Source organism: Microcoleus sp. AT3-D2, from assembly GCF_036705715.1.
Classification (GTDB): Bacteria; Cyanobacteriota; Cyanobacteriia; order Cyanobacteriales; family Microcoleaceae; genus Microcoleus.
Map to the genome: position 1 here is coordinate 50384 of NZ_JAUBVE010000019.1, position 13516 is coordinate 63899.

The window sequence follows — 13516 nt, forward strand, 5'->3', positions numbered from 1 at the left end:
AAAGTATTTTCAGTAATCTTGAAAAACAGGATTTGCTATAATTCAAAGTTGAGCAATCACTGTACGGAGCGAAAATTATGGGACTATTTGACCAAATTTTGAGCGCGATCGACAATCCCAACCAACAAGCAAACCCCAATCAGTTGGGCAACATTCTCGGTGCGGTAGAGCAGTTGAGCAGCAACCAGGGCGTCAATACGGGCACGACTCAGCTAGCAATGTCGGTTTTGGGCGGATATGTGCGATCGGCATTGCAAGACGTGCGATCGCAGTCAGGAGACGCACAAGCTCAACAACTTGTCAACCAATTTAGCGGTACAAATCCCAATCCCCAAGCGGTACAGAGTTTGTTCGGAGTCGGCCAACTGACGCAGATAGTGAATGATATCGCCCACAGAACCGGTTTGAATAACGCCACAGTGCAGGCGATGATACCTGTTTTGGTGCCGCTGCTGCTGAATTTGCTACAAACCGGCGGCAACGCCCAAAATCCAGCCCAAGGCAGCAATCCCGTTTTGAATACGTTTTTAGATTCAGATGGAGACGGTGATGTAGATATTACTGACGCCATGTCAATGGCAGGCCGCTTTTTGAATCAGCGCCCTTAATTTAGGATTTTTTAACCGCAGATATCAGCGGAGGGAGACAGGTGAACGCAGATAGGATTTTATCTGCGTTCATCTGCGTTTATCTGCCTTCATCTGCAGTTAAAAAATTTCCTACTTTAACCCAAACCCAAATCAGTCACAGCACCAAGACTGCTAGAAGAAACCAACTTAGCATATTTAGCCAAAACGCCCTTAGTATACTGAGGTTTAGGAGGCTGCCAAAGAGCCCGGCGCTGCTCCAATTCGGCATCAGAAACGTTGAGCTGCAACAAGCGATTTTGAGCATCAATTGTAATCGAATCGCCCTCTTTTACTAAAGCAATTGTGCCTCCTACTTGCGCCTCCGGTGCAACGTGACCGACAACCATGCCGTAAGTTCCGCCAGAGAAGCGGCCGTCAGTAATTAATGCTACGGAATCGCCCAAACCTGCCCCAATAATTGCCGAAGTTGGTGCTAACATTTCGCGCATTCCCGGCCCGCCTTTGGGCCCTTCGTAGCGGATGATAATCACATCTCCGGCTTGAATTTTGCCTGCTAAAATTGCATCCAAACAATCTTCTTCAGATTCAAATACCCGCGCCGGGCCGGTAATTTGTGGTTTCTTAACGCCCGTAATTTTAGCAACGGCTCCTTCTGTTGCCAGATTTCCCCTGAGAATTGCTAAATGTCCTTGGGCGTAAAGCGGGTTGTTCCAAGGGCGGATGACTTCTTGGTCGGTGCGGGGTTCGGCTGGAATATCTGCTAACACTTGAGCAACTGTTTGGCCGGTAATTGTCAGCGCGTCGCCGTGCAGTAAACCCTGTTCTAGCAGCATTTTCATTACTTGAGGAATGCCGCCGGCTTTGTGCAAATCGGTTGCTACGTATTTGCCGCTGGGTTTGAGGTCGCACAGCACTGGTACTTTTGCTCGAATAGTTTCAAAATCGTCGAGGGACAGTTCTACTCCGATCGCATTTGAAATGGCTAATAAATGCAGCACAGAGTTGGTTGAACCGCCGATTGCCATGATTACCGCGATCGCATTTTCAAAGGCCTTGCGTGTCAAAATATGGCTCGGTAACAACTGTTTGCGGACAGCTTCCACGACAACTTTGGCAGATTCGGCAGCGCTGTCAGCTTTTTCGGCATCCTCAGCAGCCATTGTCGAAGAATAAGGCAAACTCATGCCCATCACTTCAAAAGCGCTCGACATCGTATTTGCTGTGAACATTCCGCCACAGGAACCCGCACCCGGACAAGCTTTCTCTTCCACGGCATTGAGTTCTGTTTGGTCAATTTTTCCCGCGCTGAATTGACCGACTGCTTCAAAAGCGCTGACAACGGTTAAATCCTGTCCGTTGTGGTGTCCTGGTTTGATCGTGCCGCCGTAAACAAAAATAGCAGGAATGTTCATGCGGGCGATCGCAATCATTGCCCCCGGCATATTTTTATCGCAACCGCCGACAGCCAGCAACCCGTCCATACTTTGGCCGTTGCAAACAGTTTCTATCGAATCCGCAATCACATCTCTCGACACCAGAGAATATTTCATCCCTTGAGTTCCCATCGAGATCCCGTCGCTGATAGTAATCGTACCGAACATCTGTGGCATGGCGCCGGCTTCCCTTGCACCCGCAATAGCCCGCAAAGCGAGCTCGTTCAATCCCATATTGCAGGGCGTAATCGTGCTGTACCCATTGGCAATTCCCACAATCGGCTTAGTGAAATCGCCGTCACCAAAACCGACTGCCCGCAGCATTGCTCGGTTGGGCGCGCGCTGCACGCCTCCAGTCACAGCTTGGCTTCTCAAATTTTCAGGCATTTTAAAATTTCCTTTCTCTGTTGTCTGTTGTTCAGTTGTCAGTTGTCAGTTGACAGTTGTCAGTTGTCAACTGCCAGCTCGCCCAAAAACGAATACAAGTTTCCGATAATCGTCGTGGTGAGCCCATAATTTTAGACCAAAGTTCCGGCTCCCAGATGAATCTGTGGAGCAAATCTAAAATCTAAAATCTAAAATCGACTGACTCAGTGCCGAGCGCCGAGAGTTTTACCCTATTGTTGATTTTCTCAGAAGCTTTGATATTTTTGATACTCCCGGGCCCTAAAGGGACGGGGATTCTTGAAGAGTTCGTATCTGAACTTTCAAAGGCGAAATCAAAGCGCCTCTACCCACTCAGCTTAGACAAATCCAAACTTTGCGTATACTTTTAGCTTTTGCGCTTTTAGAGTCCACCACTAATGCCAGATAGGTACGCTCAACAACCTGCCTTTTGTTTGCCCTTTAACTATTCCGAATCAAGTTGGATATGTCCGTTGCCGGGATTTCACCGTACGCTTGTTGTTTCAACACGTAGATGGTTATTCTTACTTGCTGTGTGAATTATACCAAGAATTGAAGGCGGTTGAAACCGCTGCCGACTTATCCCCGTGTCTGAAGCCAGGGGCTTGCGTCTCGTTTTTCGGTCAGACGTTTTAGGAGGCAGTGCCACAGCAGTGTCCGGAAAGCAAGGGAAAAATTCTACAGATACTACAGCGTGCAGAGTGAATACCGTGGTTATCTGGGATGATGTGGTAACACCCATCACTCTAACGTTTAAAAAAAATTGCGAGGCGAATGACATGGAGGCCGATCGAATTCTGAGGCAATATGCGGCCGGAGAAAGAAATTTTCGAGAGATTAACCTCGTCGGGGCCGACTTAAAAGGGGTAAACCTCAGCGAGGCTAACTTTACCAGATCGAATTTCCAAGACGCAAACCTTAAAGGCGCTAACCTGACGGGAGCGAACTTGCGCGAGGTGAAATTGGCAGGGGTGGACATGACAGAAGCCAACCTCAGCGAAGCAAATCTCATCGGTACCGATTTGAGCCGGGCCAATCTCAGCGGGGCTAACCTGATGGGAGCCAACCTGCGCGGATCAATGGCGAGAGAAGTCAACATGACCAAGGCTAATTTGACCGAAGCTAATTTGACCGAAGCCAACTTTACCGAAGCGAATTTGTTTGCGGCCAACTTAACCGACGCTAGCATGATTCGCATTAATTTGATGAAGGCAAATTTGAGTTGGTCAACTCTCAAAGCGGTAAACCTGACAAATGCCATCCTCAGCGAGTCGCTTTTAGAAAGAGCTAATCTGACTCAGGCAATTCTCAGCGGGGCGATGGTGAGCGGGGCCAACCTGACTGGTGCAGATTTGCGCCAAGTAACTATGGTTGGAGCTAATCTCACCGACGCTAATCTGAGTAATGCTAATTTGAGAGTTGCTAATGTTAGTTGGTCAACGTTGGCAAGAGCTAATTTGAGCGGTGCTAATTTGTACCGTGCCAAGCTGTGCTGGTCTAATTTTAGCGGGGCTGTTTTGGTGGAAGCGGTTTTGATTGATGCTAATCTCAATCGAACTAACTTCCGCGATGCAGATTTGAGGCGGGCAATTATGCCCGATGGCACGACTAATGATTCTTAAAATTTGATTGTTGATTGTTGACTAATGACTACTGACTAATGACTACTGACTAATGACTACTGACTAATGACTACTGACTAATGACTATCACTGAATTATTGATGTTGGGTGCGGCGGGAATTTTTGCCGGAATTCTAGCTGGATTTTTGGGTATCGGCGGCGGTACGGTGCTCGTGCCTTTGTTGGTGGCTCTCAATTACGCTCCGGTGCAAGCGGTTGCTACTAGCAGTTTGTCGATCGTCATTACAGCTATTTCTGGCAGCATCCAGAATTGGCGCATGGGCTACCTCAGCTTGAGCCAAGTCGCAGGCATCGGATTTCCAGCCGTCATCACAGCACAAATCGGTGCTTATTTGGCGGGGATATTTCCGCCTTACTTGCTGTTACTTACTTTTGGGTTGTTGCTGTGGCTGAATATTTATTTGATTGAAGTTCGCAAGCGTCTGACAGCTAAGAAGAAAGCGGAACTAGAACAAGGGGAACTGGGAGGACAAGCGGGACAAGAAGAAAATGCTCAATTACCAATTACCAATCACGAATTACCCAATAATTCAAATATTATATTCCATCCAACTTTTGCTAAAATTGCTACCGGCAGTGCGGCGGGTTTATTAGCGGGTTTGTTCGGCGTAGGCGGCGGCGTAATTATGGTTCCCCTGCAAATTTTGCTGTTAGGAGAAAGCATTAAAACTGCAATTCAAACCAGCTTGGGCGTCATCGTTATCACGGCAATTTCGGCGACGGCGGGACACGCGGCGCGCGGGAATGTTTTGTGGGATGTGGGGTTAATTCTTGGCGGCGGCGGTTTGTTGGGGGCGCAGGTGAGCACGCGATTTTTGCCGAGATTGCCCGATCGTATTGTTAGTTTAGCTTTTCGATCGCTCTTGGCAGTGTTATCGATTTATGTTTTCTGGCAAGCTTGGCAAAAATTTAGTAACGGGTAACGGGTAATGGGTGATGGGTAATTGAGAATTGGTAAAGATAATTGAGAATTGGTAATTGAGGCAGATCCTCCGGGTATGTATTCCCAGGCAGAGCCTGGGAACAAGGTTAAGGCTACAATGACAGTTGAAGTTGACAGTTGACAGTTGACAGTTGACAGTTGACTACTAACTAATGACTACTGACTCCTGACTAATGACTACTGACTACTGACTAAGTTTTTTCACGGCGCGAGTCAGACGCTGCAAATAAGGCTTGACAATTTCTTGATTTTGCCTCTGCAACTCGGACACTTGCTGCTGCAAATGCTGAATCTCGGTTTGCAGCATCCCTGTGTCTATTGTGGGTCGATCGAGCAAGTCCTGCAATTGCTTGAGAGAACCTTGGATTGTATCAAAGTCTACTTCGTTCGATCGCTCCTGTAACTGAGCCGTAATAGTTTTAACTTCAGTTAACTTTTCGCCCATCAATAAAAATCGGACGTTGACATTTTCCCAATCATGCTCTCTGAGGGCGCTATTTTCCAAAATGCGGAGTTTTTGCTGCAAATCGGACAGGGTGGTGTAGAGTTCCTGAGAGTCGGCCGGAAGCGCCTGGGCTTGGCGTTCGAGGGAGGCTACGGCAGCTTGTACCTCGGCGATGGCCCCGGATTCCAAGCCCAGGAGTTTTTGCTGCAAGTCGGAGACAGCGGTGTAGAGTTCCGCAGGTTCTCCAGGTAGTATCTGAACTTGTTGCGATCGACGTTCTACTGCGGCCTGTACGTCCGTAATCGCAGAATTTGCCTTTTGTTGCATTTGTTGCTCGAAACGCTGGCGATTGGCGAGATTTATCGAGAGTGCTGCGGTTAAGGGGGCGGCAGCGTAGACAATTTGGCCCGACAATCCTGCAGCAATCGTGCCAATAGCTGAACCAGCAACTGAGGCGTATTCTACCAATTCTAGCCAGTCCGGCTGGTTCGGGGCACTTCTGGAAGTTGGGAATGATGCTTTTTCAATCTTCTGCATAGCCTTTTAGTCGTAGTCGGATAGATGGCGATACCGACATGATAAAAGCGATCGGCAAATAAATCAGGGCTATTGGTCAAAATTTCCTGATTGTGGTATTTTTATTGACCTCGTGCCGAATACGTTCTGCCTTCAAAACGGTCAATCTCAGGTAAAATTCAGGATTAAGTCGATCGCTCAAAACATTTAAGCGATAACCATTCACCGCCGTCTGTCAGGAGTATACAGAAAATGGGTCTTAAGATTATTGAAAGCTACGATAGCAGTTTTGTCCTCGAACCCGATGCTAAAACTGCTCTGTTCGGTTTATTAACCGGTGAAAGCTTTGTCAAACAAGTAGCGCTACAATTGCAGTGCTCGCGCATTGAGTTTGCCGAGTTACTGTTTCAGCCAGTCCCTTACAGCAGCGAGACGCCGAAGGGAATGCCTGCGGAATTTGAAAAGTATCATGAATCGAGCGATTTTGCGATCGTCAACGTCCCCCCTAATTTCATGTTCCAAGCCAAAATATTTAAACCCAGCCGCCTCTGTGCAATTTATCGAGTTTTCAAGAGTTAGGTAAAGGCTGGTTAATCTGTGGTTTAATCTAAAATCTAAAATCTAAAATCTAAAATCGGATGACAGAAGACATTCAATCTCTCGCCAGCTTAGAATTCATTCCCTACATAGACTCCGAGGGGAAATTGCCCGATTTTGTCCAGGGGAAAATCGGCGTTTACGCGATTTTTGACAGCGAGAAAGTCCTGCAATTTGTCGGCTATTCTCGCGACATTTACCTCAGTCTCAAACAGCATTTGGTACGCCAAACCCAATATTGCTACTGGCTGAAAGTCCAAACTATTGACAAGCCCAGCCGCACTATTCTAGAAAGCATCCGATCAAGTTGGATTGCCGAAAACGGTTCCCAACCCCAGGGTAACGGTGCCGATGCTGCCAAGTGGAACGATCCCATCGACACCAAAACTGTAATGACTGCCCAAGAAACGGCAAATTATGAAGGTATCTTCGCCGATGAAATTGCCAAAGATAAATTGTTGAAAAATGTCGCGCGGCGCGTGGAAAATGAAATTTTCGCGCTGCTGAAAACTCGCGGCGTAACAGAAGAAATCCGGTTTAATCCCAAGCTGAAAACTAGCGGATTGCTGGATTTAAAGTAAATACGTTCTATGGTCAATTCCCCACAATCACCCCCTGTTTGTAATGAGGACTCCTATCAAATCCGGTAGCAGGAGAATGAAACAGTCCTCCTGCTCACCCGGCACTCCGCCAGGGAATGAATTCCCTGTCTAATAGCAAAAGTCCTCTAAAAGACGACTAATAAATTATTCAGTCCTCTAAAAGAGGACTTTCGCTTTGAGGCAGGGGTTTCGGGTTTCAACCCTTGACGGACTGACAGACTATCGGTTTTACCTTAAACAGATGCTCGCGTACAATCTATCTGATATATCCTCTGGGTCGGTTAAATTTTAAAATGTTGAAATTTATTAAAATTTAACAGATATCGGAATCTGCACAATTAACTTGGTTCCTAGGCCCGGAGCAGAAATACAACTGATGTGACCTCGATGTTTTTCCACTACAATATCGTGACTGATTGCCAACCCTAATCCAATACCGCGGCCTACAGGCTTCGTAGTAAAAAATGGGTCAAATATCTGGTGGCGCACTTCCTCACTCATCCCACAACCGTTATCGGCAATGTGAATAACAACGGATTTAGAGTTTTGAGTGGCTAATTTTGAATCTTGATTGTGCAGGGCCGATTCTGACTCACAACTTACTGAAGTGCTGATGGTAATTTTTCGGGGAGACGGTTGAGTTTCCAGGGCATCAATAGCATTACTTAGCAGGTTCATGAACACCTGATTTAACTCACTGGCGTAACAGGTGACTCTTGGCAGTTGGCTGTAGTGTTTAATGACCTCTATCTCACCAGCTTTGTTTGTTCCCTTCAGCCGATGCTGCAAAATAAGTAAAGTATTGTCAATGCCTTCATGAATATCCACTGGCTTGTACTTTTGTTCGCCAAGGCGGGTGAATTTCCGCAAAGACATCACAATTTCGCTAATCCGAGAAGCACCCTCTGTCATCGAATGCAGCAGTTTTGGATAATCCTCTGCGATGAATTCGGGTTGAATCTCGTCCAATTCGCCGATAATTTCTGCCACGGGGTGGGGGTAGTAATGTCGGTACAATTCGACGAGGCGAAGCAAATCTCGTGCATACTCCGCCGCTAGAGCAATATTGCCGTAGATAAAGCTGACGGGATTGTTGATTTCGTGAGCAATTCCTGCCGCTAGCTGACCTAAAGAAGCCATTTTTTCCTTCTGTATTAACTGAGCTTGAGTTTTCTTTAGTTCAGTTACGGTTTGTTCGAGTTGCTGGGCGTAGGATTGTGTTTGCTGGAACAACTGGCGCTGCACGAGTTGATTGGAGACGCGGGCGAGAACTTCTTGTTCGTGAAACGGTTTTGTGATATAATCTATACCACCAACTTCAAAGGCTTTGACTTTATCTAATACTTCATTCAAAGCACTGATAAAAATAACCGGAATGTCCTTGGTTGTGGGAGAAGCTTTCAATGCTTGGCAGACTTTGTAGCCGTCCATACCGGGCATCATGATGTCGAGCAAAATCAAGTCAGGAGGAGTTAACTCGATCGACCTTAGCGCTAGTTTGCCGTCGGGTGCGGTGCGTGTTTTGTACCCTTGCTGCGAGAGTATTTGAGCTAAAAGTTGCAAATTAGCCGGAATATCATCAACAATTAAAATATTCCCTTTTAAGACGGGAGTTGGTTCGTAATTCATATCTAGTTCGGTAAAATAAGCTTTATAGGTTTGTAGTGAGTACGATCGTCCTAGCGGGTTTTATGAGGACGATCGTACTCACTACAAACACGGTATAATATCATTTCTCTTTCGTTTCGGGATGGATGAGAGCTAGTATTTGATTGAACTGAAAGTCGTTAGCCAATGTGGCTAGAGCGCTAGCTAAAGCGTCATTACGATCGCGAATTTGCTCAATTTGGATCAGAATTAACTCTAAATCGCACTCAATTGTGGCTTTCTCTAAAGCTGCCAGCCAATCTGCGGGTAAAGCTGCCAGAGTCTCTGGAGTCGGAGCCTGGATTTGAGTTGACTCGGGAACACTCTCCGGTTCACCGTAAATGTAACGCACTCCCAGATGTTTGTGCAGGGTGGCAAAAATTTCTGTATCTCGAAAGGGTTTGTGGATAAAGTCATCGCAATCATCTGATACAGTAACGGTTTGCGCTTCCTCGGCGTTACCGGCACTCACGGCAATAATTGCCGTAGCTTGACCTTTAACGGTGGCTTTAATGCGTTTGGTCGCTTCATGTCCATCCATCACGGGCATCCACATATCCATAAAAATTAAGTGTGGCTCAAAACTCGACCACATTTCAATAGCTTCCATGCCGTTGCTGGCTTCTTCGAGTTCAAAGTTAAAGGCAGCGAGGAGTTTAATCAGCAGTTGGCGGTTGTCTGATCGATCGTCCACAATCAAAATACGATAGCGTGGCTGGTTGCGTTCCAGCGCTATCACCCGACGCGGTGGCTGTACGGGTTGAGCCGCTGGGGCATAAACGGCGCTGACGGGGATATCAAACGCGAAGGTGGTGCCGCGTCCTACTTCACTGCGTACAGTAATTACGCCGCCCATCAGTTTGACAAACTGTTGGCTGATAGCTAGTCCCAAGCCTGTTCCTTGCTGAGATTTGGTTCCTGTTTTGGTTTGCACAAAGGCTTGAAAAAGCTTATCTAACTCATCAGCAGCTATGCCGGAACCCGTGTCTTCTATTTCAAAATGTAATTGGTAATTACTGATTGGTAATTGCTGATTCTCACCGTCTATTAATGCACTTACTCTTAACCTAATTACTCCTTGTTTCGTAAATTTAATGGCGTTAGAAAGCAGATTAATTAAAACTTGGCGCAACTTCAGTTGATCTGTTCGTAGATATTCGGGAGTTTCGCTAGAGCAGTCAAATATTAACTGCAATTGTTGCTCCATTGCCTGAAGTTGAAACATCTCTTCCAGATCGTTCAACAGGCTGCTTAATTGAAAGTCTGTTGGATTGATTGTAATCCGTCCCGCCTCTATTTTGGCTAAATCTAATATTTGATTGATCAGAGCGAGCAAGTGTTCTCCGCTGCGGTTGATAATGCGGATATTTTCCTGTTGTTCGCGAGTGAGGTTGGTAGAACGCTGCATCAATTGGGAGAATCCCAGAATTGCATTTAGCGGGGTGCGGAGTTCGTGGCTCATATTTGCCAGGAAAGTGCTTTTGGCAAGGTTGGCAGCTTCTGCGGCCCAGGCGGCTTGTTGAAGCTGTACAGCTTGCTTTTGAGTGGCTTCGAGCAATTGAGCTTGTTGTAAGGCGACTCCCAATTGAGTGCTAATTTGCAGCCCAATATTGATTTCTGCTTCGCGCCAAGTGCGGGGTGCAGAATTTTGATAGCTGGCGAGCAAACCCCAAAGTTGACTGCCACAAAATATGGGGAAAATAACGTAGGCTCTAGCTTGAAATTGTTTTAACAGTTCTATGTAACAATGACTCAATCCAGCGTTGTATATGTCTTCAATTATGCGGTAAGGAATGCCTCTAGCGTACATACCGCCTTGATTTTTTTGTAGATAGGTATCCAGCACTGGTGTACCGCCGGCTTGCATAGTTTTCACGGTACAGCGAGAGTCTTCGACGAGAGTGTTTGGCACATTACCATCGTCGGGTTGTTTCATCAAAGATATCCAGCCAGGAGCCATTGACTCGGCAACAAATTCCCCGCTCCAATCAGGATTAAAGCGATAGATACCGACACGATCGCATTTTAGGGTTTGTCGCAACTCAGAGGTTGTGGTTTTGAATATTGTGTCAATATCTAAGGATTGACGGATGCGCTCGATCGATCGGGCGATGGCTTGTTCTCCCTGGGCGCTTTCTCGCAAAGCTGACTCGGCTTGTTTGCGATCGCTAATATCCAAGACAGTGCCGAACAAACGGATCAACTGCCCTTTTTCATCATAAACAGGTTTCCCTCGGACTTCAATGTAACTAAGCGAGCCATCTCTTCGGATCAGCCGCAGATCAATTTCAAAGCTTTGCCCCGACATAGCTTGATCGCGCACCATTGTCAGATAGCGCGATCGATCTTCTGGATGAAAACGCTCGATTAATTGTTCGGTTGGCAGCGGTTTTTGAGTTGGATCGAGCTCATAAATGCGATAGAGTTCTTCACTCCAAGTGGTTTTTGCTGTGGCGATATCGTATTCCCAACTGCCAATACGGGCAATTTTTTGGGCTTCCAGCAGTCGGGCTTCGGCAAACTGGCGATCGCTAATGTCGCGCGCTACCCAAACCGCAGAGCTATCCGACAGCGGCGAAATTTTAGCAGCAAACCAAACTTCTTGGTTATTAATCCGCAGACTGTAATCAAAACTAATAGTTTGTTGGGTTTCCAATGCCTGTCGAACTTGAGCGAAATAAATCTCCTCGCTGGCATCCTGAAAAAATTGTTCGATGATGGAGTCGATCTGATTCGTATGATAGTTGTATTGAAAAATTCCCTTAGTTGGTATAATTTGGATGGTTTCTTCTTGGACATCAAAAATCAATACACTATCTGTAATCGACTCAAATATTTTCACAAATTGCTCAGTAGAAGTGTAAAGTTTTTGTTCAAGCAATTTGCGATCGGCAATTTCATATTGTAATAGTTCGTTAGCACCAGCTAAGGCGTAGCTACGTTCTGCCACTTCGGTTTCTAAAGTGCGATTGTAATCAGTTAATATTTTTTCAGATTGTTTGCGCTGTGCGATGTTATAAAAAGCATTGATGGCATAAATAATGTTTCCGCCTTCGTCAAAAATTGGTGTGGCGCGCACCTCAAAAGGAATAAATTTCCCATCTCGATGAAGTTCTACATCTTCAAGGAATACTGTTTCGCCACGCAGTGCTCGGAATGCGGGCAGCTCTTCAGTGGGATAAAGCTGGTTTTGGCGGTAGATTTGATAAACTTCTCCTGCTTCTTCTAAAGTCGCATCGGGAATAGTTGCTACGCCGAGCCAATGCTTGGCAGTTTCGTTCAAGTACACGACTTTACCGGAGGTATCGTGGATAGATACTCCCGTAGGTATGGCTTCGAGAAATTGCTTGAGTTGGCTCTCTCTTTGCGCTAAAGCTTCATTTAAAGATTTTTGGTCTGCAAAAGCCTGTTGCAGTTGCGCTGCCATAAAATTGAAGGAATTGGCGAGTTCTCCGACTTCATCCAAGCGTTTATTTTCTAAAGGTTGATCCCATTTTCCTTTGGCAACATTTTTGGCTGCCGTATTCAAACGCATAATTGGCTTTGTTACCCAACGGGAAGTCAACAATCCGATCGCGATCGCCAACGGCAGTGTACCGATCAATAACCACAATGTATTGCGCGTATTTGCTTGAATTGGAGCCATGAAATCAGACTCTGGCACCACCACCACAATCAACCAATCCAAGCCACGGAAATCTCGATAGGGAGTGACGCGGACAAACTGCCTATCGCCCTTGCTAGCCAAGGTAAATCGCTGAGTTGTTTGCAACGTGCGGAGGTTGCCAAATCGGTTGGCGAGTTGTCTAGCAATATCTCGCGTTTGGGCATTCTTACTGTTGATGGCTAGCAATGGCGTCGGTGGCTTTTTTGTTGGCGTCACCAAGGGTGTTTCTAGTGTGGATGTGGCAATCAGATTGCCCGATCGATCCATAATAAAAGTTTGTCCTGAAGCCGAGAATTGCAGCCTAGCCAGAAAGGTATTGATTGCCGAGAGTCCATCATTATCTGTGAGGCGATCGCTAATCCGTTCTTCTACTTGTTCGATTAGCTGGTGGCCTACATCTGCGACTGATTCCTGACTACTTTTGAAAGAAAGATAGCCCACTAGCCCGACGGCGCTGACTGTTTGCAAAACAAACGGAACAATCAGAACCGTTCGCAGCGGCAGCTTGCTGAAAAATTTGGCGGTTAGGCGGTTGAGGGGATAAAGGGGCATGGGTATGAACCAATTGCGCTGATAATCGTATTTTAACTGCTGTAGCGTGCCTTCCCGGCAATTGGCGCGCCCTAAAAACTGTGAAATTTTCCGCCCGGTTCAATATAGCCAACTACTAGCAAAGATTAGACGCGGATGCGAAAATTTGCTTCTGTCAGTTCTGTTTCTAGCTGTTGGGCATTTGATTCATTTTTACTTACATAAACTGTGATAACTTTTCTAATTTCTTTGTGTGTATCGGCAATCATGTCGTTAATGAAAAGCCAGCGGGGGCGGGTTTATGAGATTGTAGATTATGGGCAATTATTATTGGTCAACCCGCCCTTACAACATTTAACATTATACAAATCAGAATCAAACGGAAATGATCTTATACTAATTTTTTATGAGGCTGCATAGAATCTGATCCCCCCTAACCCCCCTTAATAAGGGGGGGACAAGATTCTTTTCAAAGTCAACCCCTACTCCCCTTCTTA

Annotated in this window: 10 protein-coding genes; 5 read left to right on the forward strand and 5 right to left on the reverse strand. The window is 46.2% G+C overall.

What is annotated here, in order from left to right; all coding sequences use genetic code 11:
- Window positions 1–77: 77 nt before the first annotated feature.
- Entirely contained in the window at window positions 78–608 is a 531-nt protein-coding gene (locus tag QUB44_RS11255; protein ID WP_333366764.1) for a hypothetical protein, read from the forward strand.
- A 116-nt stretch (window positions 609–724) separates the two neighbouring features.
- Here the strand turns inward: QUB44_RS11255 and ilvD are convergent, their stop codons facing one another.
- Window positions 725–2410 (reverse strand): dihydroxy-acid dehydratase, encoded by a 1686-nt coding sequence (gene ilvD, locus QUB44_RS11260; protein WP_333366768.1) that lies wholly within the window; start codon window positions 2408–2410, stop codon window positions 725–727.
- A gap of 797 nt (window positions 2411–3207) precedes the next feature.
- On the opposite strand from ilvD, the gene QUB44_RS11265 reads away from it, so the two are divergent.
- On the forward strand, window positions 3208–4050 hold the full coding sequence (locus QUB44_RS11265) for a pentapeptide repeat-containing protein (RefSeq protein ID WP_333092378.1): 843 nt from the start codon (window positions 3208–3210) through the stop codon (window positions 4048–4050).
- Between the two features lie 80 nt (window positions 4051–4130).
- Complete coding sequence (locus tag QUB44_RS11270; protein WP_333160005.1) at window positions 4131–4994, forward strand: sulfite exporter TauE/SafE family protein; 864 nt, start codon at window positions 4131–4133, stop codon at window positions 4992–4994.
- A gap of 204 nt (window positions 4995–5198) precedes the next feature.
- Here the strand turns inward: QUB44_RS11270 and QUB44_RS11275 are convergent, their stop codons facing one another.
- Window positions 5199–5996 (reverse strand): hypothetical protein, encoded by a 798-nt coding sequence (locus tag QUB44_RS11275; RefSeq protein ID WP_333366772.1) that lies wholly within the window; start codon window positions 5994–5996, stop codon window positions 5199–5201.
- A gap of 231 nt (window positions 5997–6227) precedes the next feature.
- Here QUB44_RS11275 and QUB44_RS11280 point away from each other — a divergent pair, with 231 nt between their 5' ends.
- Window positions 6228–6554 carry a hypothetical protein gene (locus tag QUB44_RS11280; protein ID WP_333077206.1) on the forward strand — a complete coding sequence of 109 codons (327 nt, stop codon included), beginning with the start codon at window positions 6228–6230 and terminating at the stop codon, window positions 6552–6554.
- A gap of 59 nt (window positions 6555–6613) precedes the next feature.
- A complete protein-coding gene (locus QUB44_RS11285; RefSeq protein ID WP_333366776.1) occupies window positions 6614–7153 on the forward strand; it encodes a GIY-YIG nuclease family protein in 540 nt (179 codons plus the stop codon).
- 327 nt (window positions 7154–7480) lie between these two features.
- Here QUB44_RS11285 and QUB44_RS11290 read toward each other — a convergent pair whose 3' ends face one another.
- The 3 genes from QUB44_RS11290 to QUB44_RS11300 all read right to left on the reverse strand — a co-directional run bounded on the left by QUB44_RS11290 (window position 7481) and on the right by QUB44_RS11300 (window position 13288).
- Window positions 7481–8803: a response regulator gene (locus QUB44_RS11290; RefSeq protein WP_333366779.1), complete on the reverse strand. Its 1323-nt coding sequence runs from the start codon at window positions 8801–8803 to the stop codon at window positions 7481–7483.
- Window positions 8804–8903: 100 nt separating this feature from the next.
- A complete protein-coding gene (locus QUB44_RS11295) occupies window positions 8904–13040 on the reverse strand; it encodes an ATP-binding protein (RefSeq protein ID WP_333366782.1) in 4137 nt (1378 codons plus the stop codon).
- Between the two features lie 125 nt (window positions 13041–13165).
- Window positions 13166–13288 (reverse strand): hypothetical protein, encoded by a 123-nt coding sequence (locus tag QUB44_RS11300; RefSeq protein WP_333366785.1) that lies wholly within the window; start codon window positions 13286–13288, stop codon window positions 13166–13168.
- Window positions 13289–13516: the final 228 nt, after the last annotated feature.